This is a genomic window from Flavonifractor plautii ATCC 29863 (assembly GCF_000239295.1).
In the GTDB taxonomy this organism is placed as follows: Bacteria; Bacillota; Clostridia; order Oscillospirales; family Oscillospiraceae; genus Flavonifractor; species Flavonifractor plautii.
Window position 1 is genome coordinate 44719 of the sequence record NZ_JH417807.1, and the last position, 21015, is coordinate 65733.

The 21015-nt window shown below is 52.3% G+C and carries 21 protein-coding genes, 2 tRNA genes and 1 pseudogene; 4 read left to right on the forward strand and 20 right to left on the reverse strand.

Annotated elements, in window-relative coordinates; all coding sequences use genetic code 11:
• Positions 1–196: 196 nt before the first annotated feature.
• The 8 genes from HMPREF0372_RS12345 to HMPREF0372_RS12380 form a co-directional block, all read right to left on the reverse strand.
• Positions 197–1195: a hypothetical protein gene (locus tag HMPREF0372_RS12345; RefSeq protein WP_007492910.1), complete on the reverse strand. Its 999-nt coding sequence runs from the start codon at positions 1193–1195 to the stop codon at positions 197–199.
• 17 nt (positions 1196–1212) lie between these two features.
• A complete protein-coding gene (locus tag HMPREF0372_RS12350; RefSeq protein WP_007492912.1) occupies positions 1213–2208 on the reverse strand; it encodes a DUF4314 domain-containing protein in 996 nt (331 codons plus the stop codon).
• Positions 2209–3546 (reverse strand): LPD28 domain-containing protein, encoded by a 1338-nt coding sequence (locus tag HMPREF0372_RS12355; RefSeq protein ID WP_039997435.1) that lies wholly within the window; start codon positions 3544–3546, stop codon positions 2209–2211.
• A gap of 75 nt (positions 3547–3621) precedes the next feature.
• A complete protein-coding gene (locus tag HMPREF0372_RS12360) occupies positions 3622–4752 on the reverse strand; it encodes a DUF6329 domain-containing protein (RefSeq protein WP_007492918.1) in 1131 nt (376 codons plus the stop codon).
• Between the two features lie 2 nt (positions 4753–4754).
• Positions 4755–5960, reverse strand: a complete 1206-nt coding sequence (locus HMPREF0372_RS12365; protein ID WP_007492920.1) for an antirestriction protein ArdA — start codon at positions 5958–5960, stop codon at positions 4755–4757.
• Positions 5945–6658 carry a hypothetical protein gene (locus HMPREF0372_RS12370; protein ID WP_006874038.1) on the reverse strand — a complete coding sequence of 238 codons (714 nt, stop codon included), beginning with the start codon at positions 6656–6658 and terminating at the stop codon, positions 5945–5947. Before HMPREF0372_RS12370 ends, HMPREF0372_RS12365 begins: the two co-directional genes overlap by 16 nt.
• 85 nt (positions 6659–6743) lie before the next feature.
• Entirely contained in the window at positions 6744–7403 is a 660-nt protein-coding gene (locus tag HMPREF0372_RS12375) for a hypothetical protein (RefSeq protein ID WP_039997436.1), read from the reverse strand.
• 190 nt (positions 7404–7593) lie between these two features.
• Positions 7594–7669, reverse strand: a tRNA-Ala gene (locus tag HMPREF0372_RS12380).
• A gap of 693 nt (positions 7670–8362) precedes the next feature.
• Here HMPREF0372_RS12380 and HMPREF0372_RS12385 point away from each other — a divergent pair.
• Positions 8363–8438 (forward strand) — tRNA-Ala (locus HMPREF0372_RS12385).
• A gap of 49 nt (positions 8439–8487) precedes the next feature.
• On the opposite strand, the gene HMPREF0372_RS20710 is transcribed toward HMPREF0372_RS12385, so the two are convergent.
• The 5 genes from HMPREF0372_RS20710 to HMPREF0372_RS12400 form a co-directional block, all read right to left on the reverse strand.
• A complete protein-coding gene (locus HMPREF0372_RS20710; RefSeq protein ID WP_007492935.1) occupies positions 8488–9402 on the reverse strand; it encodes a recombinase zinc beta ribbon domain-containing protein in 915 nt (304 codons plus the stop codon).
• Positions 9403–9430: 28 nt separating this feature from the next.
• A complete protein-coding gene (locus HMPREF0372_RS20715) occupies positions 9431–9628 on the reverse strand; it encodes a hypothetical protein (RefSeq protein WP_007492937.1) in 198 nt (65 codons plus the stop codon).
• Between the two features lie 3 nt (positions 9629–9631).
• On the reverse strand, positions 9632–10111 hold the full coding sequence (locus tag HMPREF0372_RS20720) for a recombinase family protein (RefSeq protein ID WP_007492939.1): 480 nt from the start codon (positions 10109–10111) through the stop codon (positions 9632–9634).
• Between the two features lie 73 nt (positions 10112–10184).
• Positions 10185–10397: a hypothetical protein gene (locus HMPREF0372_RS12395; protein ID WP_007492942.1), complete on the reverse strand. Its 213-nt coding sequence runs from the start codon at positions 10395–10397 to the stop codon at positions 10185–10187.
• A 412-nt stretch (positions 10398–10809) separates the two neighbouring features.
• A complete protein-coding gene (locus HMPREF0372_RS12400; protein WP_007492948.1) occupies positions 10810–11232 on the reverse strand; it encodes a sigma factor-like helix-turn-helix DNA-binding protein in 423 nt (140 codons plus the stop codon).
• Positions 11233–11538: 306 nt separating this feature from the next.
• On the opposite strand from HMPREF0372_RS12400, the gene HMPREF0372_RS19275 reads away from it, so the two are divergent.
• Entirely contained in the window at positions 11539–11889 is a 351-nt protein-coding gene (locus tag HMPREF0372_RS19275) for a helix-turn-helix transcriptional regulator (RefSeq protein ID WP_007492950.1), read from the forward strand.
• A gap of 53 nt (positions 11890–11942) precedes the next feature.
• Here the strand turns inward: HMPREF0372_RS19275 and HMPREF0372_RS19280 are convergent, their stop codons facing one another.
• The 7 genes and pseudogenes from HMPREF0372_RS19280 to HMPREF0372_RS12430 form a co-directional block, all read right to left on the reverse strand.
• Entirely contained in the window at positions 11943–12188 is a 246-nt protein-coding gene (locus HMPREF0372_RS19280; RefSeq protein WP_007492951.1) for a cysteine-rich KTR domain-containing protein, read from the reverse strand.
• A gap of 12 nt (positions 12189–12200) precedes the next feature.
• Positions 12201–13262 carry a hypothetical protein gene (locus HMPREF0372_RS12405; RefSeq protein ID WP_007492954.1) on the reverse strand — a complete coding sequence of 354 codons (1062 nt, stop codon included), beginning with the start codon at positions 13260–13262 and terminating at the stop codon, positions 12201–12203.
• A complete protein-coding gene (locus HMPREF0372_RS12410; RefSeq protein ID WP_007492956.1) occupies positions 13252–13803 on the reverse strand; it encodes an RNA polymerase sigma factor in 552 nt (183 codons plus the stop codon). Before HMPREF0372_RS12410 ends, HMPREF0372_RS12405 begins: the two co-directional genes overlap by 11 nt.
• Before the next feature lie 596 nt (positions 13804–14399).
• A pseudogene (locus HMPREF0372_RS12415) lies at positions 14400–15615 on the reverse strand (relaxase/mobilization nuclease domain-containing protein); the annotation flags it as partial.
• 822 nt (positions 15616–16437) lie between these two features.
• Positions 16438–17433, reverse strand: coding sequence for an S-layer homology domain-containing protein (locus HMPREF0372_RS12420; protein WP_007492961.1), 996 nt, complete (start codon positions 17431–17433; stop codon positions 16438–16440).
• A 156-nt stretch (positions 17434–17589) separates the two neighbouring features.
• Entirely contained in the window at positions 17590–18171 is a 582-nt protein-coding gene (locus HMPREF0372_RS12425) for a hypothetical protein (RefSeq protein WP_155117025.1), read from the reverse strand.
• Positions 18172–18174: 3 nt separating this feature from the next.
• Positions 18175–18570 carry a hypothetical protein gene (locus tag HMPREF0372_RS12430; protein ID WP_007492966.1) on the reverse strand — a complete coding sequence of 132 codons (396 nt, stop codon included), beginning with the start codon at positions 18568–18570 and terminating at the stop codon, positions 18175–18177.
• A gap of 470 nt (positions 18571–19040) precedes the next feature.
• Between HMPREF0372_RS12430 and HMPREF0372_RS12440 the strand changes: the two genes are divergently transcribed.
• On the forward strand, positions 19041–19415 hold the full coding sequence (locus HMPREF0372_RS12440) for a hypothetical protein (protein WP_007492970.1): 375 nt from the start codon (positions 19041–19043) through the stop codon (positions 19413–19415).
• A gap of 69 nt (positions 19416–19484) precedes the next feature.
• A complete protein-coding gene (locus HMPREF0372_RS12445) occupies positions 19485–20246 on the forward strand; it encodes a hypothetical protein (protein WP_007492972.1) in 762 nt (253 codons plus the stop codon).
• Positions 20247–21015: the final 769 nt, after the last annotated feature.

Below are 21015 nucleotides of genomic sequence, written 5' to 3' on the forward strand. Positions count from 1 at the left end.
CGGAGCGGCAGTATACTTCGCCATCCTTTCCCACAGAGCACTGTGTCTGCTCTTTGCCTCGCATCTTTTTCGATTTCACTGCCAGGCATCCGTCATCGGCAATTCGTGAGGAGAAGCCCTTTTCCTTTAACCGCTCCGACAATACCGAAAAAAACTGCCGCGTTCTCCCATCAAGATCCATTTTATACGCCTCTTTCTATAAACTCATTCCCTGCATCTCAATATCTTCTGCAGGAGCGGAAGGGGCCTCATAGAGTGTGCTTCGGCCATAAGCGATGCGGATGATATCCTCTGCGGAGTAGTCGGAGCCAGCGCCAAAAAGATGCCTGAACTGCAGGCGGTCTGACGGAGCAATGTACCATGTGGAATACTGAGACTTCAGCCCTTTCAGGGATTCAGCCGATGTTTTGAAGGTCAGTTCCACTCCGTCCTTCTGTACCGTGACATTGACCGCCTTTGCGCCACTTTTTTGGAGGGCATCTGTAATCGCCCGCATCCGATAGACCGGTGCATCGCTGTCCTGGCTGAGCATCTGATACTCTGCCAGCAACGCATCCTTCTTTAGAAACTGCGCCAGAAATTCCTCCTGGTTGTCCCGCATATACTGTTCCGCAGTTGTTTTTATATAATCCTCCGGGGATTTGAGGTAGGAGAGCAGGGTGTCTTCTGTCAAGGATGTATAATACTCACTGTGAAACTGTACATCGGGTTTCTCCCCAGAAAAAACGAGGGAAGCTGCCTCCCGCCCTGCCTCGGTTCCCTTGTAATACCGGTATGAATTGATGTTCCTCTCACTGGTGAGTTCCCTGACAGAGAGGCGACTTCGGTCATTGGAAATGGCCGCCTCAACATAGCGGTCGACCTCCTGAGCGATGCGCTTCCCAAACGCCGTAGAATCCTGGCATTCTTCTTCCGTCAGTCCGGAGACAAAGTTGGGAAGGGGGTCATCCAGAAGATGGAGCGCCTGGTGTTGCCGGTCGTACAGGCCGCAGAACTCCAAACGGTCGCTCCAGCTGATCCTCTCTCCATAAAATGTTTCGCATCCAAAGAGGTAATCAATCTCTGGCGTTGCGGGAACTTTCACTACTGAGCCCAAATGCTTGCCCTTTTGCAGAACTAAAACTGGCACAGCGGCATTTTCCAGCCACTCTTGAAACTCCTGCCGGGGAAGTGGGGCCTGCTTTTGCTGCGACATTACAAAATCCTCCCATTTTACTGTTTCTGCTCAAAGTTTGCACAACTTGTCTGTCCCGAGTATGACTCTTCATAGTGTTTGGGGTCAGCACCAGGCACATCCCACCCAGCCATGCTTCCTATCTCCATAGCTTGCCGCTGGATGGGGGTGACGCCCAGGTCTTCGTTCAACTCATCCGCCAGTTCCACATTCCCTTCCTTGTCGCCGGTATCCCAGTCGGAGGGGTAGTAGCCAGTTTCACCCCGTTTGATGCAGATAAGCTGTCCGGTGGTCCGCAGGGTGGAGAAGCACAGTTCCGGCAACCCCTCGGCCACCTTGGGGGCAAACCGTTCCTGTTCGGTTTGGATGCTCCAATCATCAGGCTGCCACAGATGGACATACAGCTCGCCGCCGTCCACCTCGATGGGGCGCTGCTCGAAGCCTTCGCCCCATCCGTCAGAGGCTTGTCCACCCAGGTACTCTTTTAAGATGGTAAGCTCTTCCGGAGTCAGCTCTCCGGCCACCCGGCACTCCGCTACACCCCAGAGCTGGCGATTCCTGACCTCAACAGTAAACACCGCCGAGCGGACCTTGTGATCTACACTGTCGTCCTCACCGTACCAGTGCATGAGGCCGCTCTCGTTTTCCTCTGGTACCCGGTTTTTTACCAGAGCGGACAGAATTTGTCCCTCATAATCCATGAGGGTGCGGCCATCCCACTCCTCACCGTCCTCTGACATATCCCCCCACTCGTCCCGTCCATAGAAGTCCGCTGTGAGCGGCATATACAATTTGAATGTCTGAGGCTCTGGCAGATAGACCGAGAATCGGTCTTCTCCCAGCACCAGAGCCAAGGTACATCCATTGTCCCACTTTACATGGAATTGCCCGGCATCGTCGATATAATCCAGTTTCCCGGTACTGCCGGGGGAAATGGGCCGGGGATTACCGCCTATCTCTGTGAGTTGGATGCGGGAATCCTTGGGGAACTGCTGCCGCAAGAAGTCCAGCCACTCTCTCGGTACGCTTTGCATTTACATCTCTCCCATTCTAATCCCAATATCCGGCTGATTTAATTGTTGATAGAGCCGTTCCATCGCCTCCGCCACCACGAGGTCCGACCGGAAGCTTTCCAGTTTTTCGTGATCCGTAAAGAATTGCTGTTCACCGCTCTGGAAATGAACAAAGTCCACTGTGGCGATACCGTCCTTAATAACGCCCAGCCGTTTCTCACTGGTATTGCTGTCCTGGTAGATTTGGATTGCTTCCTCCAGAGTCAGATCTTGCCTGATTATCTCCTGCGGGGTATTGGTGTCCGCCATGACAAACCAGGCATAGGTGTGGGGAATGCTGGGATCTGCGGCTTTCCTAAGAGCCTGCTTCCCAGTTTCAGTCAGTCCATAGTTGCAGGTACGGCGTGAATTGTCCTCACCGGCAAAATCCAACAGGATATCGTCTACCGCTTTTTTGACCTCCGGATCGTCTGTCAGCGTTTCAAAGCGGAAGCCGGTTGTGCTGCGGAAGGGCAGTTCCTCCCGGATGGCCTGGAGCAACGCCTTGGAATCCGTGAACTCCTGCTGTTCGCCGCTGGCGAAGGTTACCCGACCTACCACAGGGTGTTCCTGTCGGTACATCTCCTGCTGGCAAAGATCATAGCAATAGAGGTACCCCTGATACTCGCCGGGAAAGGGAGTACAGCGTAGACAGAAACGGTAATTTTCTGTTTCCGCAATATAGCCATAACTCCTGCGGTCCTCTGTGATGGAGCCGCCATGCTGCCAGCAGTAGGCGTCCATGGCCCCCAGATTCTTCAGGAGTCCAGTCTGACGCAGGTCGTCCACAAATCGCTGCAGCACCTCTTTGAACTCCGGGGTGTTGAACCTATCCTCGTTATGGGGCCACCAGGTGTGCCAGAACTCCTTCTCACCATGGCCGAAATCCATGCGGAGGTGGCCTACAGTACCCAGTGCCTCGTCCAGCTTTTCTTCGGAATAGAACAGCCCCGCCTCATCCAGGGAGGCGGGGCGCAGTACAAACTCACGATTATCCTGGGGGTAGGCCAGATCATGCTCCTCGCAAAACTGCTCCAGCGTCATTTCTTCTCCCAGCAGATAAAATGTGCCGTTGACCCGGCGCGAAGCAGTACCTTCATGCTTTAAAGGGATTGGAGAAAGTACGGTTCCTGCATGATAGTCAGCGGCATGATCCACCAGAGTGGTTCGGGTGCTGGGAGATTTATGTGTCCCCCGCAGGTCATAGCAGTACCACCCATCAGGAATGATATCCCGCTGAATCAGCCAGTTGGTGAACAGCACAGGTTTTCCAAGCAACGCTGCGTGTTGCATGGAGTCTGTCCAGATGTTAATGCTCATTTAATCCCTCCCATATTCACAGTGTTTTCCCACTCGTGCTGGTTCCACAGCGTATCTTGTATCTGCGTACAGGGATTAATGCATCTGCAACCCATCTTGTACTTCAGGGAACGGATCACTGAGCTTTCGGAGCAGGCCAAATTCGGTCCTTCTCACACCATCCTCCCGCATATAAAAGTTGCCCATTGCTTCGAAATCCGTAAAGCCATCGAGGGTAGAGATCAGCTCCTCGTCCGCCCCGATCCGCTCCAACACCTGCTTGCCATATTCCTCCGGATCGTCCGGTACACGCTCGTAGTCATCCAGTTCGATGGAAAACCTCAAAGCCTCCTGGAGCGTTGCCGGCTGTTCCACCTCAAGGACAGAGAGGTATTTCAGCAATGCGCCATCCTCCTGATCCATTATCCGGATATTTTCCGCCAACTCGTCCAATTGCTCCAGTCTCAGATCCATCCCCTGGAGAGGAAGATATTCCCCCAGATAAGGCCGCAGGGCCTCCACCCGAGTGAGTTTCGCCATATTGAGGCTGTCCACTCCCAGAAGTTGTCTGGCGCTCTCCAATTGCTCAAAGGTCGCAGGCAGAGTGATCTGCGCTGTTTCGCTCTGTACACGAACAGGGCAGGGGTTTTCCATCCATATCCGGAAAACGCCGTCCAATCTCTCGTTCTCCAAAAGTTCAGGTGTCTTTTTCTGCACATAATTGCCGCTGGAATATTCTCCTCCATGCTTTTCCCGATATTCAGCCCCCACACGGGCATAATTGATATAGGGCTTGAAGCGATCCGGAAATGGTGTGATCCCTTTGTTCACAAGGTAGATGCCCAATTCTGAATCAGACGACACATTGTTGACGAGCATATACTCATCCAGCCTGTCCGCCACAGTAAGGGCCCCCTCCAAGTTCCAGACACACTCCGCATCCAATGCCCCGGAAAAGATGGCGGCTTTCGCCGGAGAAAGTGCCTCTGTGCGTTCCGCCAGTTTTTGTAGTTTTTGAAACTGCTCCGAATCTTCTACATCCACATCGTACAGGCATCGGTAAAGGACCGGTACATTGCTGCTCACATCCAGGATGGCGGTGGCTGTGGTATCGAGGCTGATTCTGTCCAGGAAGGCAAATGCCTCCCCAATCTCAGCGGGACTGGCGGGCAGTTGCAGACGGACAGTTTCTTCTCCTTTTCCCCGGCTCAGAGTCAACAGAATCATCGTTACATTCCTCCCATCTGAAATTCCTGTTCCCGCTGGTGCTGCTCTGCCGGACCGCCGGCCATCAGCTCCCCCAATGTCAATGTGCCACAGTAGGCCACATATCCTTTCTCCGTGAAGGCTCCTGTTTCCTTCTCCATACGGAGTTTGCCGTAACGCTCATAATCATAGAACTCCTCCAGATTGGGGTCATATTCATAATGGCCGGAGTCCTGGATCATGTATCTGCCATATTCGGCGGGAGTGCGGACTTTGGGTGCAAACTCAAACAGCTCCAGATTTTTGGCCAGTTCGCGTATCTCGCTGGCACACTCCGGCTTGGCCATCTCCATGACCGCCGTCAACTTTTTCTGTTCCAAATCAGACAGTGCAGCGATGGCCGTCGCCATATCATTCAGCGCGAATAGATCCTCCCGTTGTCCCTCCAGGACCTCCTCCACCTCGGATGGAAGCAGACTGTCCTCATACCAGATGCGGGCATCGTGGATGTTAACGCCTGAGCGTGCAATTCCACGCTGGAGCTGTTGCTCGGAGCAGGGCAGGAGCAGCCAAGTGATTTGATCTGTATTTTCCGGCTCTTGCCGGGAGGAAAGCCCTACCGCCAGCAGATTCGGCTGGTAGTGGTAACAGGGGAAGTGGCGGCCGTCATAGAGCTGCTCCAGTTTCATCCCGTTATCATAGACCACGCCATAAGGGGTAATCCTTCCCTCAAGATGATTGAGGATCAGGTCCAGAGCGAACTTGCGGCCATCCAGCCGCTCGAGCTCCTCGATTCTGCAGCCCCCACCCTGCATCGTCATGTAGTGCTGCCGCCCAATGGCGTCCAGGTCGGAGAAGTCTGTGATGACCGTGGCCTGCTGGCAGCAAAAGGTCAGATTGATGAAATCCTTTATATTTGAGACGCCCAATTTGCAGGCCATTCCCTGGAACTGGGCAGCCTCACCGTCATCAAAACTGTCCAGCCGTTTGGCCAGATAGTCCAGCTCATCAAAATTGACCAATGAGCCAACCAGCCTGTTCAGTACGGTATAGAAGCTGTCCAGTTCATCCACCCGGCAATCCTGCCGGAGCGCGTCACCGATTTCCAATGGCTCCAGCAGTTCGATCATGCGGTCATATTTCTCATCGGGGATAGGGAATGGAACCGTAATCTGCCCATATTCCGGGTGCTGAGCGCTGCTCAGTACCGCTTTCAGCACATAGCCCATTCTGGTGCCTCCTTACTCGCATCCATGACCGCCTTTCCATATCTGGCAATCATGGTTGCGTAAATAATATTGTGGAAGTCCAGATCACTCACCAGTTTTGGGTGTGCCAAATCTTCTGCCTCCATGGGTGACTTCAGGTCATACAGCCGTCTGGCGGAATAAAAGATGGGGTAATCCTGTATCGCAAATCCATGGGGTTTGGATACGATGCGGCTGAAATCAATGGAATCGTGTGAAAGAGCGGGGAGCGCCGGTTGCCAGAGTCGCTCCTTTGAGGCGAGAAGATAGAGCGCCGCCAGATAGCCAGGAGGCGCATCATCCCATACCCTGTCCGCAAAGCGGCTTCTGAGGTGGACGGACACTGTGTGCAGGACTGCCTGATCCGGCCCGCTCCAGTGTTCCACAGCCTGAATCCTCTTGTGCAGGCCGGCATGAGGGATGTGTCCGAAATATTCCAGAATCAAATCCAGGTACTCAATCGCGCCGGACTTCAACCGCTCCGCGATATACGGACAGGTGCGGACTTGACAGGATCGGCGGCGGTAATGCAGGCAGTACCGGCAATCCACATCCTCCGGCTTGTAGCAGAAGCGGCTGAGGATCATCATCCCGCCGCCGCGCTTCTGGAAGCCAGGGACGCTCATCATCATATGCTCCAGACCAGCTCGAGGGGTATTCTGAGCGAAATATCTTGTCATGGCACACTCCTTCTTTCAAAGCAAAAAAGCGGGAGCCGCTTATGCTGCACAGTGTGTGCAGATGCGGCTCCCGCTTTTTCTGATGTCACATATCAATTTGTGGCTCCTGTGCTTGTCCCTGCTCCAGTCTGTCCGCCAGATCTGGGACAGTGTATTCGATCTTTGTCCTTGCGGTCTGCATGGCTTTGAGGTGTCCATCTTCCAGCTCTGGGCCTTCATCCAGCAGGTAGTCTGTGGCCCGGTAGAGTTCAGTTAGCTCCTCCGGTGAGAAAAGCTGGGTCTTGGAGATCAGCCCAGAGCGGACGGCAAAATCCTGCTTGGCCCCGCAAAAATCTTCATCATAATAATGTCCGTAGCTCACGCCGGTTCTGTTATAGTCCCAGATCCAAGTGACAAACTGATAGCCCCTGCCATTTTCCAACTCCCGGCCAGCCAGCACTGCGCCGCCAAAATCCGCCAGCAGATGGAATTTTTCGCTCAGACCGCTGATATGAAGGGTGGGCGCAGTTTGAACCGCCTCAACATAAGTGTACACTTCATCTGCGGTCTGTGCGACTCTGTGGTACAATTCACTGGCCTCCGGATTATTGCTTCCGGCAGGAAAAAGGAACACATCGTTTCCTGGAGAAACAAAGAGGACAGGCTGACCATGGAGGAAAATCTCCAGCCGCCTATCCTCTACATTGGATGATTCAACTCCGCCTTCTCTCAGGCGCCGGGAAAGTTCTTCAAAAAATTTTTTCAATGGTTAAACCTCATTTCTTTTTTATCTGTTGGGACGACAACAAAAAAGCGGAGATTCTATCATCGAATCTCCGCTTCAATAACTATATTGGTTTTTCTCCGGGGGAAGGGAATCAGGTGTCCGTCCTCTTTGTGTTTTCGTATGGATAGAACAATGACTCACACATTTGGTCTGTGTGAGTCATTGTTTTTGGTGGAGATAAGCGGGATCGAACCGCTGACCTCTTGAATGCCATTCAAGCGCTCTCCCAGCTGAGCTATACCCCCATGTTGCCAGAAACCCTTGATTTTGCTGGATTTCTGAGCTATTCAATTTTTTGACTTTACTCTCCGTTGCGGGGGAGCATACCCGGTTGCTTGCGCTCCCAGCTGAGCTATACCCCCATGTTCAATTTTTGCTGTTTTGCTGACCGAACGAATTGTATTTTAGCAGAGTATTACCCATTTGTCAACTACTTTTTTCGCTTTTTTACAAATTCATTTAGGTAAGCTGTGTGGACGGCGTATAAAAGTGAGAGCATCACGCAAATTGAATACTTCGTACTATGTTTGCAATTAATAATAGCATCTATCTTTTTGACGCACGCAACCTGAACCGCCCCCCTCTTTTGAACAAGTCTAAAATATGTGCCCTGCATCTCCCAAGGGCTAAAAATTGGAACGGCACTCTTAGAGACTCCAGCAAAACGATATTTATTTTTGATTATGCCTGCTTATAATAGTCCACTATAGCGCTCAACTCCCAAATTACAAAGAACTCTCGCTCTTCTCGCTCTATTGGCAAAAAAACAAAAAAGTAGTTGACAAATGGGTAATACTCTGCTAAAATACAATTCGTTCGGTCAGCAAAACAGCAAAAATTGAACATAGGGGTATAGCTCAGCTGGGAGCCTGGTACAAGCGTGTACTAGCACCCCTCACCAAAATTGAAAATCGAAATCTTGTGCCTCTCCCATATATGGGGGTATAGCTCAGCTGGGAGAGCGCTTGAATGGCATTCAAGAGGTCAGCGGTTCGATCCCGCTTATCTCCACCATGAGAGGCACAAGTCAGAAATCCGTTTCCGCAAGGAAGCGGATTTTTGTTTATGCAGCAAAGGTCACTATGTCCAGGCCGCCGTTGAACTGCTCAAAGTCAATATTAAAGTCGATGTGCAGCTTATAGTCCCGGCAAACCTCCACCCGCTTGATTAGGCATTTGACGATCATTTTCTTTGCCTCCAGGCTGGCGCTGTCATACATATCCGCCCAAGAAATGATGTCGTCATATTGAGCCTCCAGAGAGCTCAGGACAGTTTGCCCTTCCTCATAGGCGGCCTGGGCCGCTTCAAACTGCTTTTGGAGCTCGGTGCACTTGGCCTCGGCTTCGGACACCATAGAGCCCAGCAGGTCTTTGGAAAAGGCGCTTTCCCCGCGCAGGGCCTTGATGACCTCTGCTTTCAGCATATCTAATTCAACGGCAGCTTTGACGTGCTCCGCCCGGACACTTTGAAGCAACCGTTTCCGCTCCTCCATTTTTTCACGGTAACGAGTGTTGACAATCTCGCTTTTAGGGATTGCTTTCATGCGCTCAAAAATCTGACGTACCATCTTATCAATGATCCCATCCAGAATATGGGCCGTGTAGCCCGTCTGCCCGTCACAGTCTGTCTGTTTGCGGGTTTTACCATAGCAGATATACCGCACCCGCTTGATCACCCGGCGGGGATCGTCTTTACAAGGGTATGCCTTCCCGCTGGTGGTGAGAGTGAGCCTTGCTCCACAATGGCCGCAAAAGACATTTCCAGACAAGAGGGACTGCCCGCCAATGTTGCGGGGAACAGTGCGTTCCTTTTCGGCAGCGTTGGCCCGGTTTGTGCGGATGCGCTGAGCGGCCTCAAATAACTCCGGTTCAATAATCTGTAAATGCGGGAGCACCTTGGAACGGCTCTCACCGCTGCGGAGTACGTCTGTATAGGTCAGGTTACAGATGATACCCCGGATGGTGGCGTGATGCCACATCTTGCCGCTGCGGGCCCGGTAGCCCTGGTTATTTAATGTAGGTGGCGATCCGCTGGGCTCCGTAGCCCTCGTGTACATACTTATCAAAGACAATGCGGACGACAGCGGCCTCGGTTTCGCTGAGGGCCAGCTCGTAAACCTCGTGCTTGCGCTTGTTCACCCGCCCGCTTTTCAAAAGGTCATAGCCATAGGGGGCGACGCCACCCTTGAAGCCTCCATCCTCCACAAGCTACCCCAGAGCGGTTTTGGTACGGATGGAGGTTTTTTCGCTTTCGCCGTCCGCCTGCCAGAAGCGGATGTAGTTGGTGAGCTTGTCGGTGTGATTGTCAAACCGCTGCTCACCCTCCTGGGTACTCCAAACCCGGACGCCGTTCTTGACGAACCATTCCACCACAAAGGGCGTTTCGTCTGCGATCCGCCCGATGCGGTCAAACATGAACACCAGCAGAATATCAAACTTGCCCTGCCGGGCCCGTTCCTTGATGATTTGTAGCTTGTCCCGGTTTTCCGCCCGTACCTTATGGCCGGAAACGCCATCCTCCTGTTCCTCGTGAACAATCGTCCAGCCCATTTTCTCGCAAAAGGCGTGGCAGGCTTTCCACTGCATGGGAATGTCGGCCTGGTTTTTATCGTTGTGATCCACCTGCTTATCGGTAGACACCCGGTATAAACAGTCAACGCGAGTGCCAGTTATCATTTGATTTTCCATGTATAAGCCATCCTTTCAAATGTCATTTAGGCAGGTGAAAAGAGGCTTTTCGTACGCAGGATTTTTGAACTTGTCAAGGTGCATAGGGACTACCCCCACCATTATTATCCCTCTGTTCCGAGGGCTTGACAAGGATGACTCCGGGCCGGGTGGATGTGGTCTGCGCCACAAAGGACGAGAGCAAAATCTGCTTGACCTGCCCAATGGCCACGGTGTTTTGTGACTCCGCAAAGGTGGCGGATATTTCAAACCCATCAATGGCAAAAACGGCATTTGACTTTGGCATATACGGCCTCCTCTCTCATGGATGGACTGACACGGACAAACTCCCCGTTGTCCCGTGGGGAAACGAACAGGGCCAGCACCGTTCCTGATGCTGGCCCTGTTCCTTGCCTCACTTCTGGACAAAGTATCCATAGGTCTAAAGATGGGGCCGCCGCACTCATTTTCTTGGCCTGTCGTTAGACAGCAATACTCGGCGCGACGGCCCCGCACAAAGGGGCGGCGGCCCGGACAGTCAGGCGGCCAACCTGACCCGGCGGATCGTGGCCGTGGGATGGCCTGTCCCACTTGCGGCGCTGGTGTCAGACACCCACCGCTGAGCTCCCCGTGCTATATCAGGGGCCCCGGTGTCCCTTTGTTGAGAGGAACTTCCTCTCATATACCACCAGAAAAAGGGGGACAAATGGAGATGGCAGTTAGAAATTTTCCTGCAAATATTTTTTCATCTGCTTGATACCGCTCTCTACCGAGTGCCGGACGGCGCTTTTGTCTACGCCCTCCTCACGGGCAATCTGACGGTAGCTCTTTCCCAGGATCAAATGAGCGTCCACGCGGCGGCCCTGGAGCTCCGGCAGGGAGTTGAGGGCGTTCCACAGCCGGAAAAACAGCTCCTTGCGATCCATAAGCTCCTGGGGACTGGGCTCGTGCAGGCAAGCGGAGTATTCGATCCCATCATCACAATCCAGGGAGTAGAACGCCTTGTTGTAGCGTACTCGTTCCGCATGGGCGGCCTCACGCCGCTTGCTGGCTATGAGTTCCTCGGCCACTTCATCGGAAACCTCTATGTATTCGTCGTGGGTGTACCACGGGTAAAAGTCTTTCAGATTGATGGTCGTCATTTGTAATTCCTCCGTTCAGATGGTTAGGGGATGAATGGCAATCTGAACGGGGGAAGGTGGAGAGCGGCATCGAAACTCAACTCGTTTCTCTTTTCTTGATATGAATCGCAGTACACTTTGTTTTCCGTACCGAACTTCTATGCAACATTGAAATTCACATTCGACAACTCAGAAAACCAAAGTGGCCTAGGATTCATCGAAACCTCCCTTCACCAAACAAATAAATTGTAATACCTAAAAAAGGCGCACTGTGATGAATTTAGTCAGAAAAGAGTGTATTGTAAAATATTTTTGAGGTGAATTATAATGCAATCTTATTCTAGGCCTTTAGGCGACGCAGTAAAGCGTGCGCGAGCTGAACTTGGTTTCACACAGAATCAAGTTGCAGAAGCGGCAGATATTGATGTGCGTACAGTACTGAACATAGAGAACTATAAAGGCAATCCTAAAATGGAAGTGCTCTTCCCTCTTGTGCGTGTGTTGAAAATGGACTCCAGAGAGATTTTCTATCCAGAAATGCGTCGTGAAAGTCCAGCAATTCGCCGGTTGCGCTTCTTGATAGAAGAATGTAGTGAAGAAGAAGCAACGGCTTTAGCACCTGCGATAGAGTCTATTCTGTCTGTATTGAGATCAAAAACAGCTGCTACGGTTGGCTAATCATAAAAAAGAGAGCTTGCATCCCTTATATTGGGGAAGCAGGCTCTTCATGCCTAAGTGTCAGGCTCTTTGTTTACTACCATTTTCAGTTGTACGACATCTACCCTGATTTCCTTTTTACATTTAGGGCAGTAAAGGGGGAATTTCACAAGGACAGTATCTGCATATATTTTTGTTCGTGTCTTTCCACCACAAATTGGGCAGCAAACCCACAGTGAGCCTTGTTGATCGTTTTTTACTGGTTCTATTCCGTCGTGTCTCTGCGTTAATCGGCGGGATCTATCAGACGAAATATACATACCCTCAAAAGGTTAGTTGGCTTCGATCGAGATTTGATGATTTCCGTATTTCACATAGTCTACCTGAGACAGATCCAACGGAGCGGCGAACACATAATACTCCATGCCTTCCATACCCGCACTCTCACTAATAGCTACTGTGGAGCCGTCCTTTAAGACAACTTCCAAGGGACCGACATACGGAACAATGCGGTTGTTGTTAGGTTCTGTAGCGGAGTAACTGAAAGTAAGGCTCAAAGGAGAAAGAGTCAGGTTCTCCAGCGTACTGGTATATCCATATTCTTCATCCGTCCAGGTCAGGCCAGCCGTATCCAGCGAGAGTATCTCGGTATCATTATAAAGGGTAATGTCGAAGGAAAACTCTCCACTCAGAATTTGAGTATATTCCTTTTCGGGAGTCTGAAGCCATAGCCCATGAAGTGTAAGCTGCTTGGACACCTCGTCATTGAAACGGACATCGGTTCCGGTTTGAGTTCCAATCCAGATAACACCTTCTTTCAAATTATCCTGGGGATTTTCATCAGGGAGCCAATCACATTTGAGGATGTAACCACTATCGGAATAGGCACCATCCTCAAAGGTAAGCTCCAATGCTTCACCAGGCCCAAAAAGCTGGTAGCATCCATCTGTCTTGCTATCATAATCGGGCAGAATCACATCTTCCGGTGCCTTGATCTGGAGGCGGAGATAGTAAACGTTTTCGTCGGCCAGAGCTACAATAGGTGTAATGGTTGTGCCGTTGCTGGTTACACCATTCTCAAAAGTCTTTCCCATCTGGTCAATGACCTGAATCTGGCCATCCGAAAGAGAGCCATTCTTTTCAGCAAAGAAATTTTGAAGCAGCGCTCCCGCACCGAGTACATGACCAACTGCCAACGCAGAAACAGTAAGTGTAGAAATGATTGCTGCAACCGCCAAAAAACGAAGTGGACGGATGTGTTTCCGCGGTTTATTCATTGATACTTTATTCATAGTTAACTCCTTAATCCGTGACGAGGAGTAAGGAGTAGTAATGCCCAAATCCAAACCCTCCACCGGGTATGAATCCAGCAAATCGGAAATATTACGCTTCATTAACAAATCCCTTCCTCGTCAGTATTTCTTTTAGTTTTGCGCGACCTCTTCTTAGCCTGGTTTTGATGGTTGATTCATTGATTGCCATGCTAAGGGAGATTTCTTGAATCGTTTGAGCGTAGTAATAATATCGTAAAAAAATCTCTTGATCTTGTTCTGGCAACGATTGGATTGCTTTACGAACGAGCCGTTGCTCCTCGGCCTGCTCAACATCATTCAGCGGGTCATTGGGGCCGGGAATATCAAGAAAATCATCTTCTAGCGGAAGAGTCTTTCCCATCTTCCGTAACTTGTTTTTGGCTTTATTTCTCGCAACGGCAGCAAGCCACCCTTTTACAAAACCCGGTTTCAATTCGGATGATTGCTGCCATGCAGCCAGAAATACATCTGATACGACCTCCTCTCCGTCCTCCTGGGACATAGCACCGCGAAGAATATTCCATACCACAGTAGAAACATAAGGTATGTAAATATCCATAAGTGACTCTAGCCCAGACGGATCACCGGTTTGCATTTTATGCAATATGGCATCTTCTCTCATAAGAAAGGCTCCTAACTGTCTTTGAAAGCTGCTTTCGCTTATAATATCACACCATTTTGATGCTAGGTTTCAAAAATTTTTGCTTTTGACGGCTACTGAAATCGGTAACAGTTTTGGGAATATTCATCGATGAATTTGAGATATTGTTCACGGCTCGTAATTTCTAACGGTAGTCCGTTTTCCGTAGTATGAAATGATACAATGTGATTTTTCTCGTCGATCCATACTCGCCATGATTCGCACAGCTCTTTTTCTACTTCCATTCGGTATCCCTCCATCTACAACGCTTGCTTAGGAAAACTCTTAATAAAAATAATTATTATAACAAGGATGGAATTTGTTTTATATAACCTCGCATCACTAATATCACATAAAAACTGTGCGTAGTTTCAAAAATTAAAAAAGGAAATATGTGGAATATAGAGAGCGTGTGGCATTGCAATTTTGGCAAGCAATTCGGGTGTGGCCACACTCCGAAATTTTCACAGGCCGCAGACCCGTGAAAATGCTTGTTGTGGAGCTCCCCAAACCCGCTGAACTTCTGGACACTTTGTCCAGAAGTCCCGGCGCAAGCGCCTGTTGTCGGCGGCCCGGGGCTATCGCTCCTGGGCCTTATTTTCACGCCTATCCGTATGGCCGAGCAGATGGTCAATGTTCGCCTTGACCGCCACGGCCTGCCGCATATCCGCCTGGGCCTTGCGGTATTCCGCATAAAGGGCCTTTTTCTTTTCGGAGAGCTCCCGGCGCTGCTTTTTCAGCGTGTCCATTTTGGGGAGCTTTGCCCCGCCCAAAAGTTCACTCATGGCCGTCTTTGCCGCCCGGTAGTCTGCCAGCTCCGCCTCGTGCTGGGCCAGATATTTTCTGCTATACCGGGCCGCCTTGTAGCCGTCAAACACAGGCCGCGTCTTTGCGTACTGCACCACCGCGCCCATGAGCTCGGAGGTTTTGGCAAGGGTGGCCTCCGTGTCCCGCAGCTCCCCGGCCAGTTTGTGAGCCCGATCCACCGCCGCCTCGGTGCTGGATGCCAGCGCCGCATAGTCCATAAGATCGTGTTCCCGGAGATACAGGAGCGCGGCGGCCATCTGCTTTATGTTATAGACTTTGGCCCACCGCTCATAAGCCGAGCCCTTGCCCTGGGCCATGCGCTCTTGAATGTCGATGATCAGATTGACGCGCCGGGCCGGGGCCGGGCTGTCCTGGGGCAGCTCCGGGATGGGCCGTTCCCCGGCAATCGCCGCCCGGATGTCATCGGGATCGAAACCGGGGCCCAGGGTGGATGCCCGCAGGCGGGTGTACTTATCCTGTCCAGGGGCCAGGAACGAGATCGCGCCGCCCCGCCCATGCTTCACTTGAAAGCCGGACTCCTCCATGAGCCGCAGAAACGCCGGGAAGTAAGTCGGCGGGCTTTTGCTCCAGAGCCGCCACGATCCCCAGCCGCACCCGCTGCTGGGCCGAGGGTGGCTTTTCCCCGATCCATTGTCTATAGTGAAGAAAACGGCCCTTGCTATGCTGCTTCGGATTTTGAATGATAGACAGCTCGTGCTCAATGCACACCCGGTCAGAGAGCCGCCGCACCGCAAAGCTGGAGCCGATGAAGTTATGGAATTTCCGGGAACAGTCCTGGGCGGTGGAGTTGTAATAAATGTGATTGTGAATGTGGCTCTTGTCAATGTGGGTGCAGACGAAGAACTGATACGTGCCCTTTGTCCAGCGCATGGCTGTTTCATAGCCGATTTTGTTTGCCTCCTCCGGCGTGACCTCGCCGGGCGGGAACGCCTGCCGGATCTGAAAAAACAGGGCCCCGCGCTCCATGCCTGTGTCCTATAAAGAAGTGACAGGACGGAACAGGCAGACGGGCGAGTGGTGACAAGAGAACAGGGGACCGACTAAGAAAGTCGGCCCCCTGTCTTTTTATGCCTTCACGGCTCCTGGCGCTGGGTCTCTGCGCTCTGGCTCCTCTGGTTGTGCTCTGGTCCCTCGTCCTCCGTCCTATGCCCCGCAGGGCATGAGAGCGACGCAATTCCCACGGGGACCAGCCCCCGGAATGCAGAAACCCAGCGGCGGGGAATTGCATGGAGCGGGACCTACCTTGTTCCCCGCCCTGCTGGACTTGTCAGCCAGCACCCAGGGTAGACCCGTGGCGGGCCTCCGGGGCCTGATTCCCTGCATGGTCCCCTTTTGAGCAACCCCTGTCTCCGTTGGCTCCCATACACACTGGTATACATCCAGCCCAGGTGTCGGTTCTGGAGTGTCCCCACACACCCTAACACCACATTTGCCGGGTCAGTATAGTCGAACGTGACAGTCCGCTCGGAGGATTGGACATGCAGCAGCATACCTGGGCCGAGGTTGGTAGGCGAGGACCACTTTGTACCAGAGCCACCACCGCCTGAGCCTGGGCTGGTACCGCCGCTGCCCGGCACGATGATATCTGATGCAAAGGCATTGATAGGAAGCATCGTGAGCACCAACAGCAGGCACAACAAGCGCTTCAAGTTCCGCAATGAGGCACCTCCTTTCCTGGATTTGAGATTGTTCATAGCAATCCCTCCTTCGATGATGAACGCAAAAAGAGCGCGTCCCCAAAACTGGAAACGTGCTCTTCTGCCTAACCTGATATGAGATTGTTAAGGGTTAACTGAGATAGATGTTGGAAACTTCGGCATCACATGTTCTTCCGTAGCTAACCCCGATCGTTACCCGCTTAATCCCTGAGATATCTACAGAGTATGTTTTCGTAGTATCTGGATCCTGAATCGCATTGAGCCGCTGATCGTTACTAATCATACTGTCGGCGCTATTTACAGTCACCCTATGCTCCACATCGTGAACCGACACAGTGAGCGTTAAGGTTGAATATCCAGTATTATCAAAATAAATCCAGCCACCTGTGCCCTCGAAACCGGAGTTGTATAGATGGAAGACTCCGTTCTCATACTTAGAGCCGTCACCCTTAATGTAGAGGATGTTATCGTTGGTCAGGGTCAGAGAGCCTGCAGGCTTTTCAGGAGTAGAGGGTGTGCCACCGGAGCAGACTTCAAGGAGGCGATCCATGACCACAGCGGCCTGGGCACGGTCCATGACCCCGGTACCATTGAAGGTGCCCTTATTGTCCACGCCGGTGAGCATGCCCATATTGTAGCAGACGGAGACAGCATCACGGTAGATGGAAGGAACAGAGGCCCAGTCGGCCACCTTGGAGGTGTCAGAAAGGGAGGATGTAGTGATACCCTCAGCCTTGAGGACGTTGTACATCAGCTGGGCCATGTCATAGCGGTTGATGGTACCCTCGGCAGTGACGTTGGTGCCAGTCAGGATGTTGGCGCTCTTGGCAGCGTCCATGAACTCGGAGTACCACTTCTCGCCTTCGGTGCCCAGCTTGTCCGCATAGAAGTGGCGGACGATCATGGTGACGAATTCCGCCCCTGTAAGCGTGTTGGAGGGAGCAAAGAGGTTGTTGCCAATGCCGGACATGATGCCCTTGTCGGCCATCTCGGTGATGGAGGAGGAAGCCCAGTGGCTGTCGGGCACATCGGTGAACTTCACGGAGGCCGCAAAGGCGGTGGTTGAGAACATAGTGACCGCCAAAGCGATGCTCATGGCACCGGCTAGAAATCGTTTCTTTTCCATTTTGAAGATCCCTCCTATGGATACTAAAATTCGACAGTTTTCTCCATTTTACCACGTGCACCGGCCAGACGCAAGGTATATCGCTGGCCTGTGATGCCCTCCCTGGCAGAATATAAAACGGCTGACGGTCCAACCGCCAGCCGCTTTTTCATAAGGTTATAAGCTGTTGCTACTATGAAACCTTAAATAATATTCTCTCGCCAATTTAGCCGGGCACTTTACATTGAGCGAGCTTTTGTCAGTTATATACGAAACCATCGCCTGGTCGATCCTCTGCTGTTGCTCCATATCGAGCGTAGCACACAACATTTTATAAGTGGAGAGGACGGTCCAGTCATCAAAGTCTAAATTGTGTTCTGTCCGCTCCATAATATGGACGATAATATCATCACAGCCACAGGGGTATGGGTAGTCTTGTACTATGTCAGTAAAAGTATCGATCAGTTTTTTACGGCGTTCTTCTTCCGTGTTGTTTTTTGATGGGGCGTAATACCGTTCCAAAGCCTTTTTTACCTTCAAAACAATGGGAGCATTTACATCACGTTCCCAATTGTGGAGTTCCATTAAATACCGGGTATGGTCTTTCGGGGCAATACGAGCTTCCGCCATTAGTTCAAGTATATCTTCTTGTGCGTCACGGTGCAGACAGGCATAGCAAAGCCAAAATGCCCATACACGTTCCGAGAAGCTGAAGCGATAGAGCCCATCAAAAAAATGCTCTAAATCCAAAACCGTCAATGGTTAAAAAATATCCCTTATGACAGGGCGCAGAGTGTGTGGGCTGCTTCTATTTTCAAGGATATATTGAAATACCTCGTCCTGTATGCGTTTAGCCCTGTCTTGGTACTCCTCCAGCCTTTGGTCTTCGGGAGGAATTTCTATTTCAAAGACCCGAAGATGGTTTGCCAGCTTCCATAGAGCATACAGCGGGACAGGACGGTCTTTGAAGTATTGATAGACGTTGGACCTCTCCAGAGCTCCCTTTGTAGGACTAAAGATAGAAATATCCATTTTACAGGCATATTCCACAAACTGATTCAGATTAAAACCAAAGTCAGTTATCAGCACCTCCATTTCATTCATGATGACGTTGTCTTGCCGCCAAGGTTTCAAGGCGGCTCTTTCTTTGACACTCATAGCGCACACCACTTTTCTCAATGTGTCAGACGATATTTTTTAAATACTAGGTGACGGTTACTGACCAGAATTTGTGTGGTATCTTAAATCTGCAACAAGGGAATTTTCCGACATTGACTGCCGCAAGGTTCCCCTGTTCCTCCCCCCAGTCTGGGGCGGAAAGGAGGTGTTTTCTTTGACCGCAGAAGAACAGACCAAGCAGGTGGAAGCGAAGGCCTTGCTGACGTTGGATGTAGTATCGCGGGACGTCAGATGCTTAGTTGACGCTCTTCATCTCTTGGCAGAGGCTGACATGGGCCGATTCAAGTACGGCCGCCGCGCCATCGGCGGGGTGTGCTACGGCATCGAGGAAGCCATGAGCGACCTAGACCTCGCAGACTACCATTTGAACGGTTAGCCAACCAGCAACCCTGGAGGCGCGGCCAGCGCCGCCCTCCGGGGCGCCCATCATCACTAAGGAGGAACCGATCATGAAACACGAGTACACAGGACAAATGGCCCAGGCATTCCTGGGGACCCCCGCCGTCATCAGTCAGGTAGAGCCGATGAAGCGGCGCAGGCCCAAGGACGGCCCGGAGACCGTCAGCGACGATATCGGCGTTATGGTCCGGGCGGACGGCTGCGTATTGGCCCAGATCAGCCTGCCCTCGGGCGCTCTCGGGGGCCTCACCCAAGCGGACGTCACCGAGCGGAATCTTGCGCTTGACTTTATCAAGGCCAAGCTGGACGGGCTGGTATTGGAGGTCCGAGGCGGGGAGTTCAACAAGGTGGAGTACCGTGGGACCGCCACGGGCATCACCATCCTCAACCCCACCCCGGCCCCCGGCAATCCCGGCAAGTCCTGACCCCGGCACGGAGCGGCGGCGGCATAGCGCCCCGCCGTTTCCGTATCAAAGCGAAAGAAGGTACAGCGAATGAAAAATTTTTGCGTCGCCGTTGTCATGCTGGTCAGCGGCATGTTCGACAGCCTGTTCTATGAAGTAGGCGAGGGCATTAACAAGAGGGACCCCGTGCGCATCCTCGTCAACGGCCTGTTGGTGCTCCTGCTCACCGTGGGGCTCACCCTGGCTGCTCTGCTCCTGCTGGGGCTTGCGGCCCGCTTCTGGCCGTTGCTGATCGTTCCGGGCATTGGTATTGCCGTTAAGGTCCATTATAGCAAAAAGGACGTGGAAGTAAAGAGGGGGCCGGAACCGAGTATTTCGGACCTGGAGCGGAGCGCAAAGCTCACCCGCCGCCCCTTGAGACTGTGTATGTATACCTTTGTGAATGAACTCTGCAAATGCTTTCCCGGCCTCATCCCGCCCTTTTCCCCGGAGTCCCTGGAGTATAAAGCCATGCCGTACAGCATCGTTAATAACTGCATCATAAAGCACCATTTTCTGGTGTGGAAAGGCGGGTGTACGGTCCCACGGAAGGAGCTGTGGGAGACATTGGAAGGTATCATTGAACAGCATTTGCACGCCAAGGACCTGCCTATGGCGCTCCCGGAGGTCTATGTAAGCGCAGAGGGGGACAGCTGGCCGGGACTGGTGGTGGACCGGGTGCATGACCTGGGGGACAAGTACCAGGTCGATATGGTCATCACCAACGAGGCGGAGGCCGCCGCATTGAAGGAACGGGCAGCCTCCGGGGCGGACAGCAACACGCCCGGGACCCTGCTTGATGACGAGCTCTGATTTTATCACGCTGGGCTATGACCTGGACGCCTGGAACCAATATGGAATCAAGCGTCCTGTGAATATCGACATATCCCCGAGGAGCAACAGCCATATCCTGCTCTCTGGAATGTCTGGGGCCGGTAAGTCCTTCCATGAGCATCAGCTCCTTTACCGCCTCATTTTGGCCGAGCGTGACAAGGGCGGGGAATACTACTTTGCGGACTACAAGGGAGACGATACCTTTTCCTACTTGAAGGGCTGCCCCCGGTCCTTCACCTACATGGACACGCTGACGGCCCTGGACCTGGTACACGCCCGTCTGCTGGCCCGTCAATCCGGGGCGGACCCGGCCCGCAATCCTGTCACCCTGGTTTGGGACGAGTACATGGCGCAAATGCTGAACCTGCTGGCCCAGGATAAGAAAGCGGCTGCCGCCGCCATGAACAAGGTGGGCGAGGTGTTGATGCTGGGCCGGTCCCTGGGTATCAGGCTCGCCATATCCTGCCAACGGCCTGACGCTCTGGCATTCCCGGCGGGCTCCAGACTGAATTACGGTATCGTCTGTGTCATCGGTGCGGCGGTGCGTTCCATCTATGAAATGCTGCTGCCGGACCACATGGAGCAAACCAAGGGCCGACAATTCGGACGGGGCGAGGGGGTGGTCCTGCTGCAAGGTTCCACCCTCCGCTACATCAAAGTCCCCGTGATCCAGAATGAAAGCCGTATGCGCCAGGTCTGCTATGAAGCGTTGAACAAAGGAGATCGGAAGAGCGTCGTGTAGGGAAAG